Source organism: Clostridium sp. UBA4395 (assembly GCF_002390995.1).
Taxonomy (GTDB): domain Bacteria; phylum Bacillota; class Clostridia; order Clostridiales; family Clostridiaceae; genus Clostridium_J; species Clostridium_J sulfidigenes.
In genome coordinates, this window is sequence record NZ_DGRF01000050.1 from 104,388 (window position 1) to 127,882 (window position 23,495).

At 32.6% G+C, this 23,495-nt stretch carries 16 protein-coding genes; 2 read left to right on the forward strand and 14 right to left on the reverse strand.

Going from position 1 to position 23,495, the window contains the following annotated elements; all coding sequences use genetic code 11:
• Positions 1-78: 78 nt before the first annotated feature.
• The 6 genes from B2694_RS08810 to B2694_RS08835 form a co-directional block, all read right to left on the reverse strand.
• Positions 79-900 carry an aminotransferase class IV gene (locus B2694_RS08810; protein WP_346885406.1) on the reverse strand — a complete coding sequence of 274 codons (822 nt, stop codon included), beginning with the start codon at positions 898-900 and terminating at the stop codon, positions 79-81.
• Between the two features lie 2 nt (positions 901-902).
• Positions 903-1,541 carry an HAD-IB family hydrolase gene (locus B2694_RS08815; RefSeq protein WP_346885469.1) on the reverse strand — a complete coding sequence of 213 codons (639 nt, stop codon included), beginning with the start codon at positions 1,539-1,541 and terminating at the stop codon, positions 903-905.
• Between the two features lie 140 nt (positions 1,542-1,681).
• The gene (locus B2694_RS08820; RefSeq protein ID WP_346847848.1) at positions 1,682-2,074 is read right to left on the reverse strand and encodes a DUF1292 domain-containing protein; all 393 of its coding nucleotides are present in this window, start codon (positions 2,072-2,074) and stop codon (positions 1,682-1,684) included.
• A gap of 174 nt (positions 2,075-2,248) precedes the next feature.
• Positions 2,249-5,761: a pyruvate:ferredoxin (flavodoxin) oxidoreductase gene (gene nifJ / locus B2694_RS08825; RefSeq protein ID WP_346885407.1), complete on the reverse strand. Its 3,513-nt coding sequence runs from the start codon at positions 5,759-5,761 to the stop codon at positions 2,249-2,251.
• 224 nt (positions 5,762-5,985) lie between these two features.
• Positions 5,986-7,386: an MBL fold metallo-hydrolase gene (locus tag B2694_RS08830; RefSeq protein ID WP_346885408.1), complete on the reverse strand. Its 1,401-nt coding sequence runs from the start codon at positions 7,384-7,386 to the stop codon at positions 5,986-5,988.
• Between the two features lie 192 nt (positions 7,387-7,578).
• Positions 7,579-8,652, reverse strand: coding sequence for an undecaprenyldiphospho-muramoylpentapeptide beta-N-acetylglucosaminyltransferase (locus tag B2694_RS08835; RefSeq protein ID WP_346885409.1), 1,074 nt, complete (start codon positions 8,650-8,652; stop codon positions 7,579-7,581).
• 374 nt (positions 8,653-9,026) lie between these two features.
• On the opposite strand from B2694_RS08835, the gene B2694_RS08840 reads away from it, so the two are divergent.
• Together B2694_RS08840 and B2694_RS08845 are read left to right on the forward strand one after the other, a co-directional pair.
• Positions 9,027-9,230, forward strand: coding sequence for a small, acid-soluble spore protein, alpha/beta type (locus tag B2694_RS08840; protein WP_150845036.1), 204 nt, complete (start codon positions 9,027-9,029; stop codon positions 9,228-9,230).
• A gap of 128 nt (positions 9,231-9,358) precedes the next feature.
• The gene (locus tag B2694_RS08845) at positions 9,359-9,550 is read left to right on the forward strand and encodes an alpha/beta-type small acid-soluble spore protein (RefSeq protein WP_035129176.1); all 192 of its coding nucleotides are present in this window, start codon (positions 9,359-9,361) and stop codon (positions 9,548-9,550) included.
• 148 nt (positions 9,551-9,698) lie between these two features.
• On the opposite strand, the gene recJ is transcribed toward B2694_RS08845, so the two are convergent.
• From recJ to B2694_RS08885, 8 genes are all read right to left on the reverse strand, one after another.
• Complete coding sequence (gene recJ, locus B2694_RS08850; protein ID WP_346885410.1) at positions 9,699-11,474, reverse strand: single-stranded-DNA-specific exonuclease RecJ; 1,776 nt, start codon at positions 11,472-11,474, stop codon at positions 9,699-9,701.
• Between the two features lie 15 nt (positions 11,475-11,489).
• Positions 11,490-12,815, reverse strand: a complete 1,326-nt coding sequence (locus tag B2694_RS08855; protein WP_346885411.1) for a pitrilysin family protein — start codon at positions 12,813-12,815, stop codon at positions 11,490-11,492.
• Between the two features lie 21 nt (positions 12,816-12,836).
• Positions 12,837-15,752 (reverse strand): DNA topoisomerase IV subunit A, encoded by a 2,916-nt coding sequence (locus tag B2694_RS08860; protein WP_346885412.1) that lies wholly within the window; start codon positions 15,750-15,752, stop codon positions 12,837-12,839.
• Between the two features lie 11 nt (positions 15,753-15,763).
• Positions 15,764-17,719: a DNA topoisomerase IV subunit B gene (locus tag B2694_RS08865; protein ID WP_346885413.1), complete on the reverse strand. Its 1,956-nt coding sequence runs from the start codon at positions 17,717-17,719 to the stop codon at positions 15,764-15,766.
• 419 nt (positions 17,720-18,138) lie between these two features.
• The gene (mnmH, locus tag B2694_RS08870) at positions 18,139-19,173 is read right to left on the reverse strand and encodes a tRNA 2-selenouridine(34) synthase MnmH (protein ID WP_346885414.1); all 1,035 of its coding nucleotides are present in this window, start codon (positions 19,171-19,173) and stop codon (positions 18,139-18,141) included.
• 181 nt (positions 19,174-19,354) lie between these two features.
• On the reverse strand, positions 19,355-20,296 hold the full coding sequence (locus B2694_RS08875; RefSeq protein ID WP_346885415.1) for an alpha/beta hydrolase: 942 nt from the start codon (positions 20,294-20,296) through the stop codon (positions 19,355-19,357).
• Between the two features lie 148 nt (positions 20,297-20,444).
• Entirely contained in the window at positions 20,445-21,845 is a 1,401-nt protein-coding gene (locus tag B2694_RS08880) for an MATE family efflux transporter (protein ID WP_346885416.1), read from the reverse strand.
• Positions 21,846-22,048: 203 nt separating this feature from the next.
• Positions 22,049-23,323, reverse strand: a complete 1,275-nt coding sequence (locus B2694_RS08885; RefSeq protein WP_346885417.1) for a serine dehydratase subunit alpha family protein — start codon at positions 23,321-23,323, stop codon at positions 22,049-22,051.
• Positions 23,324-23,495: the final 172 nt, after the last annotated feature.

A 23,495-nucleotide genomic window follows, 5' to 3' on the forward strand; every position in this document is an offset into this window, starting at 1 on the left:
ACATAATACAGATCATTTCCTTCTAAAATACAAAAACAATACTATAATATATTATCGTATTGTTTTTGACATACTTTACTATTTACTTGTTTTATAATTCTTTAAGTTTCTTGTAATTAATTCTTCAAACTTATCTTTTATATCATAAATTCTTTTATAAATTTTATCATATTTTATAATACCTTCAACTTCATTTATAGGTAGCACCTTAGGAGAAGTTCCAGATATAAATAATCCATCTAAATTTTTTATATGTTCATAATGAATATTTTCTTCTCTTACCCTTAACCCTAGTTCTTCACAAGCTTTTATTATCTCACTTCTAGTTATTCCTGGAAGTACCCCTTCTACTGGGGCTGTAATTATCTCATCGCCTTTGATCATAAATATATTAGACTTGCTCCCCTCTGTAACGTACCCTTTACTATTTACTAAAATAGCTTCATAACTGCCACTAGCATCTATTTTTTCATTAACTTTTCCCCTAAAGGAATTATCTATAACCTTTGCATTAGGATTATGTCTTTCTCCAAAATAAAGAATAGTCTTTACTCCATTACTATACATATCCTTAGTTGGATAAGAATGCTTTATAAAAAATATAAATAGATTATCCTTATTTATTACAAGCTTTAAATTACCATTTTCAACTCTGTTTAGAGTTATCAACTTCCCTATGTACTCCTTAATCTTATCCATAGATATAAGTTCTTCTTTTTTTTCTAACTTCAAAGAATTTTCAAGCCTAGCTAAATGTTCATCTAAAAACAGAGGATCTCCATCTATAACCCTTATAACTTCATATATACACTTACCCTCAACCACATATATATCTTGAAATTCCTCCATTTCATAAGCTTCATCATTTTTTATAAAGTAATCATTTATACAATTCTCCATAATTATCGCCACCTTAAAATCTCTAATTCATGATTCTTCTTATAATTTATTAAATATCCCTTGCCCACTAACTTCAAAAGAGGTAAATCCGAAAGAGAATCAGAAAACATATAGGAATTTTTAAAATCCACTTCTATATTGTCTTTTTTTAGTTCCTCCATTAATCTTTTTACCTTTGCTTCACCTTTGCAATTTTCCCCTAAAATTTTAGGATTAAATTTTCCTTCATCAATATGAAATTTAGTTCCAACAACCTTATCTACTTCTTTTATACTATAAAATTCATTAACATAAAACTCAGGAGAGGCAGAAATTAAATATATCTTATAGCCCTTTTCCTTAAAGTCCTTAATTGCTTTAATTGCATCTTCATACAATATGCTCTCTATCTTTTCCTTATAAAAGCTTTTCACTAGCTTCTTTAAGTCTTCCTCACTGGTTCCTGCTAAAAATCTCAAAAAATTTTCCTTAGTTCTTCCAGCATTATAAACCTTTAAACCATAAAAAATACCAGTTATTATATGTGATGGTAAATACCTAAGTAACTTCCTATCCTTCTTAAGCATATATTTATATAATTCTATAGAAGTCTCCTTTTTAGTTAATGTATAATCAATATCAAATATAGCTAGTTTTTCCATGTGAAATTGACCTACTTTCATGTTATTCTTAACCCTTGATCATCCATTCCATATCCTTCTTAATATATTATTTCCATAGGAGAATATGGAGTAACTAAGCATAAAAGCCGCTATATAAATAGCGGCTCTTAAAAGTTTAATTAGTTTTCACTATTTTCATTTGCAAGTAATTCTTCGTAATATGCTTTTGCTGCATCATACTCTGAATCTTCTGGTACAACAAGTTCTCCTACTTCATCATCACCAACTACTTTAAATAAGTATATTGAACCATCATCTGGATTTTGTACTAAGGCATATTCATTTTCTTCAAATAAAAACCCATCAACTATTTCACATTGAGTTACATTCCCTTCTTCATCTTCTAACTCAACGAACATTGCTTCGTGCTCTCCGCATCCACAACCACACTCTTCGTGCTCATGTTCATGGTCATGTCCTCCACAGCAGCATTCATGACTTTCTTGTTCATGTCCTCCGCAGCATCCTGTTTCTTTTTTATCTTCATTATTTCCACAACAGTTATTTCCCATATTAATAGCCTCCTTAAATAATACTCCTCTTCATTGTACCCTTAATCTTCATATTTTAGAAGTGTTTTATAATATTTTAATACAAAGTTTTTATTTTTATCCAACAATTATCCTAATTTTCCATAAAGAAAAGGGCTGCCCCAAAATGGAGACAACCCTTTAAATTATTTAAAACTATTGTTGAGCTGCAAGTTTTTTATAAGATTCTAATCTTTCTTTTGCATCTTGTTCAGTCTTAACAAATAATTCCTCAGCTACTTCTGGGAACATTTTTTGAAGTGATGCATATCTTACTTCGTTTAATAAGAAGTCTCTGAAAGATTCAGTTGGCTCTTTAGAATCTAAGCTAAATGGATTCTTACCTTCTTCTTTAAGAGTTGGGTTGAATCTATATAATCCCCAATATCCGCAAGCAACAGCTTTTTTAGATTCTAATTGAGTATTACCCATTCCTGTCTTAATTCCATGGTTGATACATGGAGCATAAGCAATTATTAAAGATGGACCTTTATATGCCTCTGCTTCTCTTATAGCTTTAAGAGTTTGAGCTTGGTCAGCTCCCATAGCTATTTGAGCAACATATACATATCCATAGCTCATTGCCATCATTCCAAGATCTTTCTTCTTAGTTCTCTTACCTGAAGCTGCAAATTTAGCAATTGCTGCAGTTGGAGTAGCTTTAGAAGATTGTCCACCAGTATTAGAGTAAACTTCTGTATCAAATACAAATACATTTACATCTTCGCCTGATGCTAGAACGTGGTCAACCCCGCCATATCCGATGTCGTATGCCCAACCATCTCCACCAAAGATCCATTGAGATCTCTTAACGAAGAAGTCTTTGAATTTATATAACTCTTCCATTGTTTCGCAGCAAGTTTTGTTTGCTTCGATTAATGGAAGTACTTTCTTAGTAGCAGCTTTTGAAGCTTCTGCATTATCTTTATTCTCTAACCATTCATTTAAAGAAGCTTTTAACTCTTCATTACAACTTGTTGATACTGCTTTTTTAACTAAGTCAGTAAGTTTTTCTCTTTGGTGATTAGCACCTAAGAACATACCTAAACCGAACTCAGCGTTATCTTCAAATAATGAGTTAGCCCAAGCTGGTCCTTTACCTTCTTGATTCTTAGTGTATGGAGTTGAAGGAGCACTTCCTCCCCAAATTGAAGAACATCCTGTAGCATTAGCTATCATCATTCTGTCTCCAAATAATTGAGTTATAAGCTTAGCATATGGAGTTTCTCCACAACCTGCACAAGCACCTGAGAACTCTAGAAGCGGAGTCTCAAATTGGCTACCTTTAACTGAAGCAACACCTAATGGATTTTCAGGTTTTTTCATTTTAACTGTGAAATTCCAAGACTCTATTTGATCCTTTTGAGTATCAAGAGGTTTCATAACTAAAGCTTTTTGTTTAGCTGGACAAACTTGTGCACAGTTTCCACAGCCTGTACAATCTTGAACAGCTACAGACATTGTGAATTTTAAGCCTTTAAGTTGTCCGCCTTTTGCATCTGCAAGCTTAACAGCTGCTGGTGCATTAGCAAAATCTTCTTCTGTTCCAATAGATGGTCTTATTGTAGCATGAGGACATACATAAGAACATTGGTTACATTGGATACAATTTTCTGGAATCCATTCTGGTACGTTAACAGCTATTTCTCTCTTTTCATAAGCAGCTGTTCCATGGTCAAAAGTACCATCTTCTCTTCCTTCAAAAGCACTTACAGGAAGTTTGTCTCCTTCTTGTCTATTCATAACTTCAACTATGTTTTTAATGAAGTCAGGAATATCCTTCTTACATTCATTTTTATCTTCTGCATTTTTCCAAGCTTCTGGAACGTTAACTTTAACTATAGCATTAACTCCAGCATCTATAGCATCATTATTCATTTTAACAATTTTTTCACCTTTTTTACCATAAGATGTTTGAACTGCATCTTTAAGGTATTTAATAGCTTCATCTACTGGAATGATTTCAGCTAATTTGAAGAAAGCAGCTTGACAAATCATGTTAATTCTTCCGCCAAGACCAATTTCTTGAGCAACTTTTACAGCATTTATTGTGTAGAAGTTTATGTTATGCTCAGCAATATATCTCTTCATTGATGCTGGTAAATGTTCTTCTAAATCTTTTTCATCCCAAATACAGTTTAATAGGAATGTACCACCATCTTTAATTCCAGCTAATACATCATAGCTATTAACATAAGATTGGTTATGACATCCAATGTAGTTAGCTTGGTTGATTAGGTATGGAGATTTAATCTCTTCTTTACCAAATCTTAAGTGAGACATTGTTACTCCACCAGATTTTTTAGAGTCATAAGCAAAGTATGCTTGAGCATACATGTCTGTATGGTCTCCTATAATTTTTATAGCACTCTTATTAGCTCCAACTGTTCCGTCAGATCCTAATCCCCAGAATTTACACTCAACAGTTCCTTTAGGTGTAGTAGCTATAGTTCTTGTAATGTCTAGTGATGTATTTGTAACATCATCAACTATTCCTATAGTGAATCCATTTTTAAGTTCTTCTTCTTTTAAGTGATCGAATACAGTAACTATTTGAGATGGAGTAGTATCTTTTGAACCTAATCCATATCTTCCACCAATAATAACTGGTCTTTCAGCTCTATCATAGAATGCATTTCTAACATCTTGATATAATGGCTCTCCAGCAGATCCTGGCTCTTTTGTTCTATCTAATACAGCAATCTTTTTAACTGTTGCTGGCATATGTTTAAAGAAGTGTTCTAATGAGAATGGTCTATATAAGTGAACTTTAACTAGTCCAACTTTTTCTCCCTGAGCTGTTAAGTAATCAACTGTTTCCTCAGCAACATCACATACTGAACCCATTGCAACAATTACTCTCTCTGCATCTGGTGCTCCATAGTAATTGAATAGGTGGTAATCAGTACCAATTTCTTTATTGATCATTTCCATATATTTTTCTACAACTCCTGGAATTGCATTGTAGAATGGGTTTGAAGCTTCTCTAGCTTGGAAGTATATATCAGGGTTTTGAGCTGTTCCTCTAGTTACAGGATTCTCTGGGTTTAAAGCACTTGCTCTATATGCATCTACTGCATCCCTATTTAAGAATTTTCCTAGAGTTTCATAGTCCCAAGTTTGAATTTTTTGTATTTCATGTGATGTTCTAAATCCATCGAAGAAATGTAAGAATGGAACTCTACCTTCAATAGATGCTAAGTGAGCTACTGGAGCAAGGTCCATAACTTCTTGAACGCTATTAGTAGCAAGTAAAGCAAAACCTGTTTGTCTTGTAGCCATAACGTCTTGATGATCTCCAAATATGGATAAAGCTTGTGCTGCTAATGCTCTAGCACTTACATGTAAAACACCTGGCAGTAATTCTCCAGCAATCTTGTACATGTTTGGAACCATAAGTAATAATCCTTGAGATGCTGTGAAAGTAGTTGTTAATGCACCTGCTTGTAGTGAACCGTGAACTGCTCCAGCTGCGCCTGCCTCTGATTGCATTTCCATTATCTTTAGCTTTTGTCCGAATACATTTTCTCTACCTTGTGCTGCCCACTCATCACAGTGTTCAGCCATTGGTGATGAAGGAGTAATTGGGTATATAGCTGCTACATCAGTATATGCATAGGCTACGTGAGCTGCGGCGGTGTTACCGTCCATAGTTTTCATTTTTCTCATTGTAAGCAACCCTCTTTCTTCTATAAATATTTTATTAGCAAACTCATAATCTTATTTTTTCTTTGTGAAAATGCTATCATGAATTCACTTATATTTAGCTATTTCTCTAAGACATATTAATGCCAAACTAAAGGTTTGGTAATGTTTAACATGACCTTACATTTAAATTATACCTTAATTTTATTAAAATTCAACCCTAAAAATTAGCACACTTTGTTAAGTTTTTAATTAATTTCTAAGGGAAATTCATCCAAAAAATCCGGTATAACCACGGAATAATTTTCACTTTTTAATTTATTAGTGAAGGATTCAATATTTTTTCCTTCACCATGAACTAGAAATATTTTCTTAGGTTTTTCCTTCATACTACTTACCCAATTATATAGTCCAGCCTTATCTGCATGACCTGATAGTCCATCCATATAATAAACTTTTCCTTTAACCTCAATGTTCTCACCTTGGAGTTTAATTCTTTTATTTCCTTTTAACAATTTATTCCCAATGCTTTGGTTCCCTTGATAGGAGGTAATTAATACGCCACACTCTGGTCTAGGAAGATTATTTCTTAGATGGTTAGCTATTCTCCCCCCATCATAAACTCCTCCAGCTACAATAATTATGGATTTTGACTTAACTTCATAAACCTTCTTTCCATAATCACTACTTTCAACAAAATGCAGTCCTTTAAAGTTCAATGGATCATCACCTTTTTCTATAAGAGCCTTAGCCTTCTTATCAAAGTATTCTTCATACTTTCTAAATATTTTGGTAATTCCTGCCGCCAAAGGACTATCTATATATACATTACAGCCCTGCACCTGTCCACTTTCTATAAAACTATTTAGCATGTATATAATCTCCTGGGTTCTTCCTAATGAAAAACAAGGAATTATTAAATTTCCATCACCCTCCATGATATCCTTTACAATTTCTAGGAGTTTTGCATAATTATCTTTTTCTTCATGCATCTTATCTCCATAAGTACTTTCAAGGATTAAAAAATCTCCCTGGAGTTCTTTTTCTGGATTATTTAAAATATCTCTATTAATATTTCCTATATCTCCAGTATATATCAATTTAATCCAACTTTCACCACAATTTTTGATTAAAATTTCACATATTGCAGAACCTAATATATGACCTGCATCTCTAAAAATAACTTTTATATCCTCTTCCAATAGGATTTCCTCATTATATCCGTAGGTATAAAAACTTTTTAGAGCTAGTTCCACATCCTCTTCATCATATAAAGGACTTAAAGCTTTAACTCCCTTGCCATGTCTAGAAAGATTTTCAAAATAAGTTTCCTCCTGTTGAATCCTAGCAGCATCCTTAAGTAAATACCCACATAATTCCTTAGTAGGCTCAGTACAAATTACCTTCCCTTGAAATCCTAACTTAAAGAAAAGAGGTATCCTACCACTATGATCCACATGACTATGAGATAGCACAATATAATCAATTTCCTTAGGATCCACATTCAATATATCATTACTATAAGACTTCAAATCATTACTTTGAAATAAACCACAATCTAAAAGTATTTTTTTATTATTAACAGTAAGTAAATGACTAGAGCCTGTAACACACTTAGTAGCTCCTAAGAACTTTAATTTTATCTCCATAAACACTTCTCCTATCTTTCCTAATGATTAATATATTTATTATTATTCACTAACACCATAGGATTTTATGTATTGACTATTTACCTATAAAAAAATTTCCCTATATAACTATTTATATAGGGAAAATTTTATATATTTAACTATTTAACTAGTTAACTAGTTGTTGCCATAGTGTGGGTTTCAGGGTTTTTCTTATTTTCTTTTACAGCTTTCTATTAGATCTATTATTTTTCCAAGGCTGTCCCTTTGTTTGCTTTTGCTCATGTTTTTAATATAAGTTTCTTTATCTTTGTTAACTTCATCAATAGCTTCTAAAAGAGTCAATGCATTTAAATTTTCTTCCTCTATAACTTTACTATATCCTGATTTATTAAAAGACTTAGCATTTAAAATTTGATCTCCTCTACTTGCCTTAGCTGATAGGGGTATTAGAATATTAGGTTTCTTTAAAGCTAAAAGCTCAAATATAGTATTAGATCCAGCTCTAGAAACTACTATATCTGCCAATTGCATTAAATCTGATAACTGTTCTTTAATATAATCAAATTGAGCGTATCCCTCAACTACATTTAAACTCTTATCTAAATTACCTTTTCCACATAGATGTATTACATTAAAAGTTTTAAGTAGGTCCTGTAACGCTTCTCTAATACATTCATTTATAATTCTTGAACCTAAGCTGCCACCAGTAACTAAAATTACAGGCTTATCATCTTTAAATTTACAAAATTCCTTAGCCCTTGTTTTGCTGCCCTTAAATAGTTCACTTCTAATTGGTGAACCTGTAAGTACAGCTTTCTTTTTATTAACATGGTCCATAGCCTCTTCAAAGGTAACACAAATCTTTGTTGCATAGGGCATGGATATTTTATTTGCTAGACCAGGTGTAATATCTGACTCATGTATTATAATTGGAGTTTTATTAAAATAAGCTCCTAACACCACTGGAACTGATACAAATCCTCCCTTTGAAAAAACTATGGCTGGTTTTTCTTTTTTTATAATTGACTTTGCTTCAAAAACCCCTTTAATAACCTTAAAAGGATCTGTAAAGTTCTTTACATCAAAATATCTTCTTAACTTACCACTAGAAATACTATGATATTTAATTTTTTCTGCTTCTATAAGTTTTCTTTCTATTCCATGTTCAGTACCTATATACTGTATTTCATATCCTAGCTCCTTTAGCTTGGGCACAAGTGCGATATTGGGAGTTACATGTCCAGCTGTTCCTCCACCTGTCATAATGATTTTTTTGTTACTCAATTTAAAAGTCCTCCTACAAATTACCTAGTAAAAGCTTTAATAGCTTTGAAATATTTAAAATAAAAATATCTAAGCCTTAGACGAGTATATGTAATCTCGCTAAAGCTAAAAATAATGTTATTACTATATAGATTTTATAGATTTTTATTATAATATGTTTTTTATTATATTAGATATATTATGCTCCTTATTAAGTTATGCCACATATGAAGACAAATGTAAATATAAAATATGAATTTTATATTAAAAACTATTGAATATATACATAAAAAGGTAATTGCTCATAATCTTTCATATGTTTCCACCCATTCTCTTAAATAATCTTCTTATATCCGGGTACAATACTATTATCAAAACAAAGGAGGTGAAAATACATGTCAAACAATAATAATAATTCTAATCAACCAGCAGTACCTCAAGCTAAAGCAGGTTTAAACAAATTTAAAATGGAGGCTGCTCAAGAAGTAGGAGTTAATCTTAAAGAAGGATATAACGGAGACCTAACTTCTAGAGAAGCTGGATCAGTTGGTGGTCAAATGGTTAAAAAAATGGTTGAAGCTTACGAAAAAAATCTTTAATCAAACATTTGTAAGTAGCGTGTGGTAAGTTTATTATTTAAGAAGTTAGCAAAATTTGTTTAAATAATAATAGGTTCACATTAATATGTTTGTTGACTTCTACTAATTTATTGGAGGAGGAATATAAAATGACAAGCAAAAGTAGATTATTAGTACCAGAAGCTAAAGCAGGTTTAGACAGATTTAAGATGGAAGCAGCTCAAGAAGTTGGAGTTAACCTAAAAGAAGGATATAATGGTGATTTAACTTCTAGAGAAGCTGGATCAATCGGCGGACAAATGGTTAAAAAAATGGTTGAAGCTTACGAAAGAAATTTATAGGATATATTAATATCTGAATAAATTATTTAATAGTAAGTAAACCCTAAATAGGAGATGCATCTTATAGGTGCATCTCTTTATTAATGGGATTTTAACTTTTAATTGACTCTCATATAAAACTTTTAATTACCTTTTACATCTTATACTTTTAGTTGCATTTTATATCTTTAAGTTTTAATTGCACACTTCTTCTTCCCATATATTCATTTATATCTGGCTGAAATAATATATTTAGAAATAGACCCTTCGGTCTTATATACCCACTTCCAATATCTCCATATTCATCTCCATAGACATCTTTTAAAATCTCAATAACCTCATCTCTTTTATTGAAATATAAACCATCTATCAGATTATTGGTACCTTCCACATTAAATCTAAATTTAACATGCTGATATTCACTTCCTAAAAATCTTATATCTGCCACTAAAACTCTATTAACCTTTAGAATTGGCGTTGGATTTCCCTTTCCAAAGGGCTCTAATAACTTGAATTCTTCTACAACCTGTTCTGTTATATAATTTAACTTTATGGGAGAATCTACTCTCATTTTAGAAGCAAGATCTTCCTCACTTAAATAGCAGTTTTCATTTAATAATTGTCTAAACTTTGAAATATTTTTTTCTTCTATGGAAAGTCCTGCTGCCATTGGATGTCCACCAAACTTGCTTAGTAAATCCTTACATTTTAGCATTTCCTCAAACATATTATATTCTTCAATGGATCTACCTGAACCCTTTGGCATATCTTTTCCCTGGGTTAAAACAAAGGTTGGCTTCCCATACTTTTCCTTAACTCTGCCTGCTACAATTCCTGCAATACTCTCATGGATGTGCTGGTTATATACTACAAGGACTCTATCATTTATCAAAGAAGACCCTTCTATGTCAGCACAAACTTGTTCCACACTTTCAGTGGTAAGATCTTGCCTTTCCTTATTAAGATTAAAAACCTTTGTAGCAATATCCATAGCCTGACCCATATCTTCACAAAGTAGTAGATCTAAGGATAGCTCAGCAGTTTCTAGCCTTCCTGTAGCATTGATACAAGGACCAATGTTAAATCCTACATTATAACAAGTTACCTCATCCTTTATATCAATTATATGTTTTAAAGCTTTTATTCCTAAATTTCTTGTATTAGAAAGTATCTTTAGCCCTTCCTTTGCAATGATTCTATTTTCATCCATTAAATCTACCACATCGCATATAGTGCCAATGGCAGCTAATTCTAGAAGATCATCAGTATTTTTATCCTTCATATTCATAGCTCCATATAAAGCTAAAGAAAACTTATAAGCCACACCGGCTCCACATAAAAGTTTAAAGGGATAATTACAATCCTCCTGCTTAGGGTTTATTAAGGCATCACTACTTGGAATTACCATCTTTCTTTCTCCATCTATCTCCTCAAAAGGAAGCTCATGATGATCTGTGATAATAACCTTTAATCCAAGTTCCTTAGCTCTTTTTACCTCTTCTATAGCAGAAATCCCATTATCGCAACTTATTATAAGATTAAAGCCTTCCTCTGCTATGGTCTCTATTCTAGAAATACTCATACCATAGCCTTCATTTTCCCTATGTGGTATATGATAAGCTACTATTCCACCACAGCTTTTTATAGCCTTATAAAGAATGGCAGTACTAGTAACTCCGTCTGCATCATAATCTCCGTAGACCATAATTTTTTCCTTATTATTTATAGCCTCCACCATAATTTCTATGGCCTTATCCATATCCTTCATAAGATAAGGGTTATATAGCTTATTCAAAGAAGAATTTAAAAATTCATCTACCTTTTCCTTAGTATCTATTCCTCTATTCATAAGCACCCTAAGAGTAATAGGAGTAACCTTTATATCCTTAAGTAGCTCCTTTAAAACCTCCATAGAGCACTGACTATCTTTCCAAACAGTATTCACCAAATCACCTTACCTTTAATTCCTTATGATTCCTATTGTTTCCTTAATAAATACCTTATCTATTACACCAAGGATTTCTTCTTCTGTGCAATTACTTAGGTTATAAAACTCATTTAAAAGTAGTTCTCCACCACTGTGCATTATTTCATAAACAGCTAGGTGCATAGATAAAACTATGGATTTCTCTAGAGCTAACATTCTCTTTAAATTTTGACTCTTTATATATTTTTTAAAGAAATCTTCAGTAAATATGCCCTTTAAAGCTTTTACTTTATCAATGTTTTCTTTAATTATCTCTCTAACCAAATCAATATTTTCCTTAGATGTAGATAAAGTTATGGTATATAGTTTTATGCCCTTTTCTCCCTTAACTTTTCCTTGAATATCATATACTAAACCTCTCTTAGTTCTGATTTCATCATAGAGCAAGGAGCTAGTGCCCCCTGCAAAATATTCATTAAATAATTGAAGTAAGGTAACTTCCCTTTCACTTAGGTTATGAATGGGAAATATATATTGAACCTTGCATCCATTAATTGAGAGATTCTCTTCAATATACACTCCAGCCTTGGGATTCTCGTAAAGGGAAAAAGTCTTTTCTTCTTGACTTTCCATTGATGAAACTATTTCAGAGCTCTTTTGGGTGAAGGATGATTTTATCCCTTCCAGCCCTAGGGCTTCTATTTCACAGGTGTTATGCGTTAATAAAGGTTTTGTCTTATTCAAGGATGCTATTTCACCTTCAATAATTTCAATAACCTCACTTAGGTCTAAAGAAGTTACTACAGAAACTACACAGTTATCTAGGGTGTAAAACTTCTCATGATACTCCCTTATCTCTTCTAAGGTTAGAGCCTTTATAGTTTCTTCTCTACCTATGATTAACTCCTTTATTCTTCTTTCTTCAAAGGTTTCATAGAATAAAAAATCTTCACAGTGCTGAACTACATCATCACTCCACTCCTTAAGTTCCTCTATGATAACTGCCATTTCTTCCTTAAAACCCTCTTCTCTAAAGGCTGGATTAAATACTATATCAAAATATATATTAAAGGCATTTTTAAAATCTTCCTTTAAGGAGCTTCCATAATAAACTACATAGGGATAATTAGTCATAGCATTATGAAATCCTAGGTACTCATTGCATATCTCATTGATTTCCTTCTCGCTTTTACTATGGGTACCCTTAAATACCATGTGTTCTACAGCATGGGCAATGCCCAGATTATTAGAATTTTCACTATTAGCTCCTGCTTCTAACCCTATGGTAAAAGAAGTTATATTCCCTGGAACTCTTTCATAAAGCAACCTAACTCCATGTTTTAAAAATATCTTATCCATGCTACCCCCACTTCACTTCTATTACTTAGTTAGCTCTACCTTTTCTATAAAGTCATCATCCATAAATACAATGACATTTTTACCTCTACCAGCTCTATTTTGAATTGGTAAGGCTCCTAAATCCACTATGTTCTCTTGACCATTTTGGGTAGTTATTTTCAGGTTTTCTTCAAATAAATCTACGCATAATTCATTATTTTTATTTGAAACAGCACCGCTTCTTGCTTTTGCAAAGATAACTTTATCATCATCCTTTAAGCTAATTCCCATAACTCCAGTGGCATTTTTCCCCATGACATTTATAGCTTCTAAATCAAATTTAAGGCACATACCCTTTCTTGTGAAGAGTAACCCTTCTCCTTTGTCAGCTTCAACCTCTACTTTAATTAGCTTATCCTCCGGAGTCTTAAATTTATATGCTGAGATATTAGTAAAATCACCAGTGAATTCTTCTATACTAGTTTTCTTTACTACACCCTTTTCAGTAAAGAAGTAGAACTTTTCTTTAGAGCTTCCTTCATTATCCACAGATATTATTGCAATCACCGGATCCTTAGAATTATAACCTTCAAATAGCTTTTCCAGTTCAATACCCTTTTTATCTATGTTTTGTATCATTAAGGCTGACATTTTAAATAACTCTCCACCAGCTGTAAATAGGAATAACTCACCGTTAGAGTTTGATGTAGTTATAACCGGTTCTCCGCTTCTTCTACTTGAAGTTCTCAAGATCCCCTTTTTATTAACAGTTATATAAAACTCTTTATAATTAAATTCATCTACATAACTACACTGAGTTATACTATCTCCATGGGTTAAATTAACTATAGGTTTTCCAACTATACCTCTATCCACTGGCTCAACCTTAGGCTCCTGTGCAATGAAGTTTAATCCCTTAGCCGTAGTTATTTCAATAAATCTTTCTTCTCTATCTTTATCTACTAATTCAGCACTTATCAATTCTTCATCCTTTTTAAGCTTAACACCTTGAAGTCTTGAATTATTAGTAATAAACTTGCTAAGTTCAGTTTTCTTGATAAGACCTCTAGAGGTCATAAGAAGCACATCCCTAGTAATAGAGAAATCCTGTACTACAAAGGCATTTACTATGTGTTCCTTATCTAAATCTAGAGTTCTAATAAATCCTTGAATTCTCTCACCCTTGTCTCTCCACTTAAACTCAATTAAATTTGCAACCTTACATTGATACATATTTCCCTGATTTGTAAAGATACATAGGGTATCTCTGGTATTACATTCAAAGAAGAATCTATTAAAGTCTCCTTCTCTATATTCTATATCCTCAGTATTTTGTGTTGTTCTAATAAAGGATTTTAAAGCAGTTCTCTTAACATATCCATCCTTAGACATGGTTACTACCACATCTTCCTCTACTATAAGTTCTTCTAATTGAATATTAGCATCACTATCATCTTCTAAAATAGTAGTTCTCCTTGGGTCATCATATTTTTCCTTAACCTCTAGAAGCTCCTTTTTAATAACTTTAATAAGCTCCTTTTCACTACTTAATACCTTCTTAAGTCCCTTAATCTTAGTCTCTAATTCCTTATGTTCCTTTTGGAATATCTTAATTTCAAGACCTGTAAGTCTATAAAGCATCAACTCTAAAATAGCTTCTGCTTGAGGGTTAGTAAAGCCAAATTTGCTTATTAAATTTTCTCCTGCATCCTTTTTAGATTTAGATGCCCTAATAGTTTTAATTATTTCATCCATGATTCCAATAGCTTTAATAAAGCCTTCTACAATATGGAATCTCTTTTCTGCTATTTCTAGCTCTCTTTTTGTTCTTCTTGTAATAACTTCCTTTTGATGCTTTATATAGTATTTAATTATAGTCCTAAGTCCCATGGTCCTAGGCTTTCCACCAGCTAAAGCCACCATGTTAAAGGATATATTACATTGAAGCTCCGTTCTCTTAAATAGATATTTAAGGACTCTATCCGCCGTTTCCTCTGTAGTGTTTTTCTTAAATTCTACAACGGCTCTAATACCATTTCTATCAGATTCATCTCTAATATCCGCAATGGCTTCCACTGCTTTGCTATGCTTTTTATCCCCTGTTAAATCAGATATGGCTTGAAGAAGCTTAGCCTTATTTTTTCTATAAGGAAACTCTGAAATAACAAGACCAAGTCTACCATTATCCAAGGTTTCAAAATGAGTTTTAGCTCTTAAAACCACTTTTCCTTCCCCAGTTTCATAGGCAGCCACTAAAGAATCCTTTCCCATTAATATTCCACCAGTAGGTAAATCCGGTCCCTTTATGTATTCCATAAGTTCTCTAGTGGTTATTTCCTCATTATCTGCATAGGCAATGGCTCCGTCAATAACCTCTCCTAAGTTATGGGGTGGAATATTAGTAGCCAATCCTACAGCAATACCAAAGGCTCCATTAACTAAGAGGTTTGGATATTTTGCAGGTAAAACTGTAGGTTCCTTTTCTGTATCAGAGTAGTTATCCATCATATCAACTACATCTTTATCAATATCTTTAAGCATTTCTAAAGCAATGCCAGATAGTCTAGCTTCTGTATAACGCATGGCAGCTGCACTATCTCCATCTATAGATCCCCAGTTTCCATGACCATCTATAAGAGGCTTTCTTGTAGTAAAATCCTGAGATAAAATTACCATGGCATCATAAACTGATGTATCTCCATGGGGATGGTACTTACCTAGAATATCTCCTACTATTCTGGCAGACTTATAATATGGCTTATCTGGGAATGCCTTAAGCATATAAGCTCCATATAAAATTCTTCTATGAACAGGCTTTAGTCCATCCCTTACGTCTGGAAGAGCTCTATCCTTTGATACTTCTACAGCATAGGGAAGATAGTTCTCTGGCATAGCCTCATCTATAGAAACATCTATAATATTATTATCTATTGGAATTGGTTCTTTTTTCTTTGCCATTGTAACACCTCCTAAAATTCACCGTGATTGTACATATAGTTTCTTCTTGGTTCTACCACATCTCCCATGAACAAGGAAATCATCTTTTCAGCCTTAGTAGCATCCTCAATGGTAACTCTTTGAAGAGTTCTAGTAGCCGGGTTTAATGTAGTATCCCAAAGTTGGTCTGCATTCATCTCTCCTAACCCTTTGTACCTTTGAATCAATGCACCCTTACCAATTTCCTTCTTAGCCTTATCTAGCTCTTCATCATTATAAACGTACTTACTAACCTCACCATTTTTGGTGATTTTATAAACCTTATAAAGAGGTGGTAATGCAATAAATAAATTTCCATTTTGAATAAGTTGTCTCATATATCTATAAACATAAGTCATCCAAAGGGTTCTGATATGATATCCATCAACATCGGCATCACTTAGTATAATTATCTTTCCATACTTTAATTCCTCTAGTTTAAAATTTTCTAAAACTCCAGTTCCTATAGCAGTATTAAAGATTCTAAGTTCTTCACTTGCAAGAACATTTTCTAATTTTTGTTTTTCCGTATTCATAATCTTACCCTTAGAAGGCATTATGGTTTGGAATCGTCTATCCCTTGCTTGTTTTGCAGAACCTCCCGCAGAATCTCCCTCCACCACTATAAACTCAGTAAATTCTCTGTCTTTCAAGGTACAGACAGCTATTTTTCCTGCCAGTGGTGCAGTACCATTTCCTATCTTTTTCTTCTCTGCTTCATTTATTTTCTTAATTTTCTCTCTTCTAGCTGCAGCTGAAATGGCATTGTTAATAATTACAGTAGCTAGTTCTTTGTTATCCTCTATCCATTCACCTAGCTTAGTATAGGCAAGTTCATTCATTGCAGAATAGGCTTCAACATTTCCTAGCTTAGTCTTAGTTTGACCCTCAAAGACTGGATTTGTAATTCTTACCTTTACAATGGCAGTCATACCTTCTCTAATATCGTCCCCTTCAAAGTCCTTATCCTTTTCCTTTAAAAGATTTAACTTCTTACTACCTTCTTTAAAGGCTCTAGTCATACCAGTCTTAAATCCTGTTTCATGAGTGCCAGCTTCCTTAGTAGGAATATTATTTACATAGCTAGCAATATGCTCTGCCGTAGAATCTGTAAACTGTATGCATATTTCTCCTGATACCATAAGTCCATTAATTTCTCTTTCTCCTTGGAAAATTATTGGCTCTTTGTGAAGTACGGTTTTACTTTCATTTAAATAATCTATAAAGTCTAAAAGGCCTCTCTCTGAATGATATACTTTTTCTACAACATCATCTTTCCTTGCATCTCTTAGAATTAAGGTAATGCCTTTATTTTGAAAGGATAGCTCCTTTAATCTTTCATCAATTATTTCAAACTTATAATCTACATTTCCGAAAACTTCACCATCTGCTAAAAAAGTTACTTTAGTACCAGTTTCATTAGACTTTCCTACAATCTTCAAAGGTGTAGCTGGGGTTCCCGGCATGTCCCTTTTAAGTTCTTTGTCATATCCATAGTGAAATTTTTGCAGATAAATATTTCCTTTTTGTTTAACTTCTACCTCTAACCACTTAGACAGAGCATTTACAACAGCAGCTCCAACTCCATGAAGTCCTCCTGAGGTCTTATAGTTATTATTATTGAATTTACCTCCTGTGTGAAGTTCTGTATAAACCATCTCCACCCCAGATTTATTTTTAACAGGATGTATTCCTGTAGGTATTCCTCTTCCATTATCTTCTATAGTAACGGTTTTATCCTTATTTAAAGTAACTATTATCCTGTCTCCAAATCCATTGGCAACTTCATCAATAGAGTTATCTAGTATTTCCCATATACAATGGTGCAGACCCTTAGTACCCGTTGAGCCAATGTACATTCCAGGCCTAACCCTTACTGGCTCTAATTTTTCAAGAGATGTGAGATCTGTAACTTCATAAGTACCTCTATTATTCTCCTTTTGCGCCATATTATCCCTCCTTAAAAGTTGAGTTACATTTGTTATTGTATAACTTTATTCCAAAGGAGTAAAGTTTTTTCTTAAAATTCCAAAACAAATGTTCTTATTTTTGCAGTATTTTTTTGTTTCTTTTCTAATTTATTTAAAAAAATTAAAATTCTATCCCTTTAATAAACCGCAAAGTTCTTTATTTAAAATATAGTAAATATTAAAATTTTACATGAAAAAGCCTATAATTACTGTTCTGCTATGTTTTCGTAAAATATTTATTAATCTTATATTGAATGTATAGCCTGTGCTTTAATATTATTGTTAGCGAATAATATTAGTACATGCTATACGTTCATTTAGATTAGTTTATTTTACGAAAGTCCCATAAACATTAATTATAAGCTTTACTTAATATACATATTTTATTCAGAACTCTGTTATTCTTCACATTTTAAATTATCTATAAAGCTTTTTAATTCTTCTACTCCTTCATCTATGGAGTTTATCATAAGCTTTTTGTCATATTCATACTTATCAGAGCTGTGAGTATATAGTGGGTCATAGTACCTTACCATAAGTTCCTTAACTACTTCTTCATACTGATCATTATTAACCATATCACAATATATTTCTATGTTTTTTTCACTGATGTGTTTCTTTAATCTTCTCAGTGCATCACAAATTTCTTCATTACAGCTATTATTTTTAGTGTATTCATCAATTATTATCTTACTTCTAAAATCTATTGGAGCATCTACAAATATGTGAAGTCCCCTTTTCATATCAGAATGTATATATTCCGGAATTAAAACCCTTCCTATCCTTCTACTTTCCGCTTCAATGAATACATATTTACCCTTAACAGCCTTTAATTCCTCATAGATATTAGATTCAAACTGCTTTTGACTAGTACCATCACCAAGGCCTACAGCACCTAATATGGAGCCTCTATGATTAGCACATCCTTCTAAATCCAATACATCATATCCATCAGCTCTAAGTTTTTTTAAAATCTCAGTTTTTCCAACTCCCGTATTACCATGAAGTACTATATAGGTAACTTTTTCATTAACCTTAGGCAACTCCTCATTTATGAAGGCTCTATAGCCTTTATAACCATCCTTGATTCTGCTAACTCTCATGCCAAGGGCACCTAAAAGCTCTGTAATAGATGCACTTCTCATGCCACCTCTAGCACAAAATAATACTACATTTTTATGTTGTTTTTCAAGCTCATGAATTTTATCATATATATAAGGTAGTTTTTTAGATACGGTCTCTACCCCTAATCTCTTTGCTTCCTCAGTACTTTTTCTAGTATATATGGTTCCAATAATTGCTCTTTCTTCATCATTAAAAAGAGGAATACTTACTGCACCGTTAATAGTAGCCTCATTAAATTCTCCTGTACTTCTCACATCAACAAGGACATAGTCTCCAGTTAGATCTTTATATTCTATGGTTTTTGACATAATCATTCCTCCAAATTAAGTAACATCTTTCCATAAGAAGTCATTTGTTTTACAATGGCAAAACTTCCTATAATTTTCTCGTAAACAACACTTGCAAACCATAGTAAATTCAAATAACTACAACTCTATCTATTCTATATTGTAATGATTGATATGTCAAACTAGCGATAATCCTACTAATCTAATTATCCCCTTTAACCCAACTGTTTAAACACGCCTTAATATCCTCTGTAACCATATCCCTATTTATTTCATTTAATATTTCATGTCTTCCACCTTCATATAGTTTATAACTTAAATTTTTAATACCTAAACTTTTAAAAGTATCAACTAGAGATAATATTCCCTTGCCATAGTTTCCTACTGGGTCCTTATCACCACTAAACATGGTTATAGATAAGTTCTTTGGTATGCTAGCAAGATTGTCCTTTTTATGTATTGCCTTCATTCCCTTTAAAAAATCATAGAAAAAGGATACCGGAAACACTCCTCCACAATAGGGGTCTAGAATATATTTTTCTACTTCCTCCTCGTCCCTACTTAACCAATCATATTTAGTTTTTTGATTTTCTACTAGCTTATTGTAATTTCCAAAGCCTAAATCATCCATTAACTTTCCACTAGATCTTCTACCCCTAAGATTCATTATAACCTTTGACAAAAATATTCCCATATTCATTGAAGTATTAGGTTTACCACCAGTTCCAGATAAAATTACACCCTTAACAGTGTCTCCATATATCTCCATATACCTTTGTGCTATGAAAGACCCCATACTGTGACTAAAAATATAAATATCTAGTGATGGGTTTTCTTCTTTTATAAAATTATTTATTTCACATTGATCATGAACCATGTCATGGAATCCATCATTGTCGCTAATATATCCTAAAGCACTTAGGCTTTCTGCAGATTTTCCATGGCCTCTATGGTCATCAGCATAAACTATAAAACCATCCTTAACTAATTCCTTTGCAAATCTATCATATCTGATACCATATTCAGCCATACCATGAATAAGTTGTATAACTCCCTTAGGTTTAACACCTTCATCTAGCTCCCATTTGTATAAATAAATCTCTTTTCCATCTCGCATTTTTAACTTCATTTCTTTATATGTCATAATATACCCCACCCAAAATATTTTATTTAAATAATTTTCAAATAATTCCCTTATAATAAATTATATATAATTTTTTTTCGGCTGACAACAGTTCACTAAAAAAATCGGTATGATAATTGCTAAGCAACACATACCAATACACAAAGAATTATATAACTATTTCTATACTTTCCTTAGAAACTTGATTAACTATATTATTTATCCACTTGTTACTTCTATATCTTCTAACTACAATAATACATTTTACAATCTCCTCTGCTGCAGTAACTGAAACCACCAAATATATTGGAAGATGTAATATAAAGGCTGCAACAAAAGATAACGGGATTCCGATGCCCCATAGAGTTATACCCTGTACAATAGCACCATATTTAGCATCACCACCTCCTCTTAAGATTCCAACTACCAAAATTACTGTAAATACTCTAAGAGGCATTAGAGCAGAATATACATATAGAATCCTTAAAGAATTTCTTAGCACTTCCTCAGAAACTTTAAACACAGTTAAAACTATTGGTGAAGTTATAGCTAAAACTACAGCTAATATAACTCCTGTAATCAAAGAAACTACACATAGTCTTCTAGCATAAAGTAATCCTCGTTTTTCTCTTCCAGCTCCAATTTCTTTACCAATAACTACTACCGCCACATTGGCAAGTCCAAAGGTTATAATCATAAATAGATTAAAGATGGTTGTACATATTTGTATAGATGCGGTAGCTTGAGTTCCTATTCTTCCATAAATTACTGCATAGGTTAGGTTCCCTAAACCCCAACAAGCTTCATTTAAAAGCACTGGTATCATAGTTACAAATACACTTTTAGTCAGCTCCCTTGTAATATTAAATAAATCTTTAACTTTGGCAGCTAAAATATTCTTAGAAGTATAGGTATATAAAACTAAAAGTGCACATTCTGAACATCTAGCTGTTATGGTGGCAATAGCTGCCCCCCTAACTCCCATTGCTGGAAAACCTAATAAACCAAATATAAGGACAGTATTAAGAACTCCATTTACAACTAGCCCTAAAAAACTAGCTAACATTGGAAGTACAGTATTTTCTACACTCCTTAAAGCAGCTGCATAGTTAAAAGATATAGCTGTAAAGATATAACTAAAACAAACTATTTTTAAATAGCTAGCCCCTATCTTAATAACTTCAGGATCTATGTTGAAAATTGAAATTATTTTCTCTGGAAATAATACTCCTACTAAATTAAAAACAGTGGTTATAAGAACACTACTTATAATTCCAATACCTAAAACCTTCTGTATATTATTTTTATCTCTCTTCCCCCAAAGTTGAGCTATAAAAACTGCACATCCTGAACTTATTCCCATTATAAATAAGCTAAATATAAAATAAAATTGATTAGCAATACCTACTGCTGCTAACTCTACTTCTCCAACTCTTCCTATCATCAAAGTATCTAACATATTTACTGAGGATGCTATTAGGTTCTGCAATATAATTGGTAAAGCTAGAAATAATACCATCTTATAAAATTTCTTATCATAAAATAATTCTTTTAAAGTTTTCTTAGTCATATATATTCTCCTTTCCGGCAAAAAAAATACCACTTTGAAGGTTATCAAAGTGGTTTGCTTCAGCACTTGTATAATTTAAAAAATTACACTTCTATTTAGTTTTACAAAACTTAATTTCCTATAAAATTATAGATAATTTAAACCATACTGTCAACTATTACGAGTTAAAAATTTATCCCTTCCAAGTTAAAAATTCATCCCTTTTATTTACACATCATCAAATTAAGGATAACTCTGTCTGCATCAGCCATTCCAACTACCCCTAAATCTGCCATGTTCTTTATAGTTCTCTCCACATCCTCATGAACAATTCCATCATGAGATGAAACTTCTACCCCTTCCAATGCAAGGGCTGCGCATAGCACTGATGTACCTACTGCTGTAGAAATTTTTAGAGCACATCCTGGCTTTGCCCCATCACAGACCATACCAGAAACGTCTGCCACCATATTTTTTATAGCTTTATTTATAGCACATAGTTCTCCTCCTAGCATATAAACAATGGCACAGCTAGCTCCAATTGAAGCTGCAACTCCACATCCACATAGAGCTGAAAGTCGTCCTATAAAGCTTTTTACGTGAATAGTTATAAGATCACTAAGGGCTACGGCTCTAACTAAAGTATCATCACTAACTTCCAGTTTTTCCGCCGCTGCAATTACAGGTAAAGTAGCTGTTAATCCTTGGTTTCCACTACCTGCTGTACTCATTACTGGAAGTGTACATCCATCCATTCTTGCATCAACACCTGCAGCAGTTAATCCCATAGCATAGGTTTGAAGTGAATCTGCAAACATCCTACTGTTCTTTCCATCTAATAAAATTTTTCCTGCTTTAAGTCCATATTCTTCTTTTCTTCCAGCCTCTGAAACTCTACGATTCATCTCTATACCTTCCATTAAGAACTCTATATCCTCATAGGGTACAGTTTTTATGAATTCATATATATCTTTAACAGATAGCTGCTCATCATCTCCATTATCATCTGTAGCTACAGTTTTAACTTCTTCGATTTCAAACAATATCTCTTCATTTCTAGTAATTAAAACTATATTGTTATGTTTATTTTTAATTATTACAGAAGAGCTATCATGGCCCTTATGTCCAATAACCTCTACATAAAGTTTTTCTGGTGCTTTAGTAAGGTCTATTGTAACCTTACCCTCTGCTATATATTCCTTTGATTTTTCAATATCTGATTTAGTAACATCCTTTAAAACCTCTAATCCTGCCTCTGCATTGCCACCAATAGCTCCAAGGGCTGCTGCAATATTTAAACCAACCATTCCTGTACCAGGTATCCCTACTCCCATACCATTTTTCAGAATATTACAGCTAACAAGAACCGTAACTCTATCTGGAACTCCTCCTAAAGCTTGACTACATTTCGCCGTTGCAAGGGCTAGAGCTATGGGCTCTGTACATCCTAAGGCTGGTATAACTTCTCTTTTAAGAATATTTATGTATGTATTTTTCATTATTAACATCCTTCCTTAATAGACTGTTTTTAATTTAACAGCTCTTTAATTTAAATAGTACATTAATATTTCGGCTCTGTTGAAATTAGGTAATGGTTTACATTTTGCGCTGACATTCTTCATTAGATTTTAAAGTTATTTAACATACTAATTATATCAAAGTAATTTTTCC

Bases quoted from the DNA above. Each gene is read 5' to 3' on its own strand.
- B2694_RS08860 (WP_346885412.1), bottom strand. From the start codon at position 15,752: ATGGCAAAGAAAAAAGAACCAATTCCAATAGATAATAATATTATAGAT.
- B2694_RS08845 (WP_035129176.1), top strand. From the start codon at position 9,359: ATGACAAGCAAAAGTAGATTATTAGTACCAGAAGCTAAAGCAGGTTTA.
- B2694_RS08875 (WP_346885415.1), bottom strand. From the start codon at position 20,296: ATGACATATAAAGAAATGAAGTTAAAAATGCGAGATGGAAAAGAGATT.
- mnmH (WP_346885414.1), bottom strand. From the start codon at position 19,173: ATGTCAAAAACCATAGAATATAAAGATCTAACTGGAGACTATGTCCTT.
- B2694_RS08830 (WP_346885408.1), bottom strand. From the start codon at position 7,386: ATGGAGATAAAATTAAAGTTCTTAGGAGCTACTAAGTGTGTTACAGGC.
- B2694_RS08855 (WP_346885411.1), bottom strand. From the start codon at position 12,815: ATGGATAAGATATTTTTAAAACATGGAGTTAGGTTGCTTTATGAAAGA.
- B2694_RS08865 (WP_346885413.1), bottom strand. From the start codon at position 17,719: ATGGCGCAAAAGGAGAATAATAGAGGTACTTATGAAGTTACAGATCTC.
- B2694_RS08880 (WP_346885416.1), bottom strand. From the start codon at position 21,845: ATGACTAAGAAAACTTTAAAAGAATTATTTTATGATAAGAAATTTTAT.
- B2694_RS08885 (WP_346885417.1), bottom strand. From the start codon at position 23,323: ATGAAAAATACATACATAAATATTCTTAAAAGAGAAGTTATACCAGCC.
- B2694_RS08840 (WP_150845036.1), top strand. From the start codon at position 9,027: ATGTCAAACAATAATAATAATTCTAATCAACCAGCAGTACCTCAAGCT.
- B2694_RS08815 (WP_346885469.1), bottom strand. From the start codon at position 1,541: ATGGAAAAACTAGCTATATTTGATATTGATTATACATTAACTAAAAAG.
- nifJ (WP_346885407.1), bottom strand. From the start codon at position 5,761: ATGAGAAAAATGAAAACTATGGACGGTAACACCGCCGCAGCTCACGTA.
- B2694_RS08810 (WP_346885406.1), bottom strand. From the start codon at position 900: ATGGAGAATTGTATAAATGATTACTTTATAAAAAATGATGAAGCTTAT.
- B2694_RS08820 (WP_346847848.1), bottom strand. From the start codon at position 2,074: ATGGGAAATAACTGTTGTGGAAATAATGAAGATAAAAAAGAAACAGGA.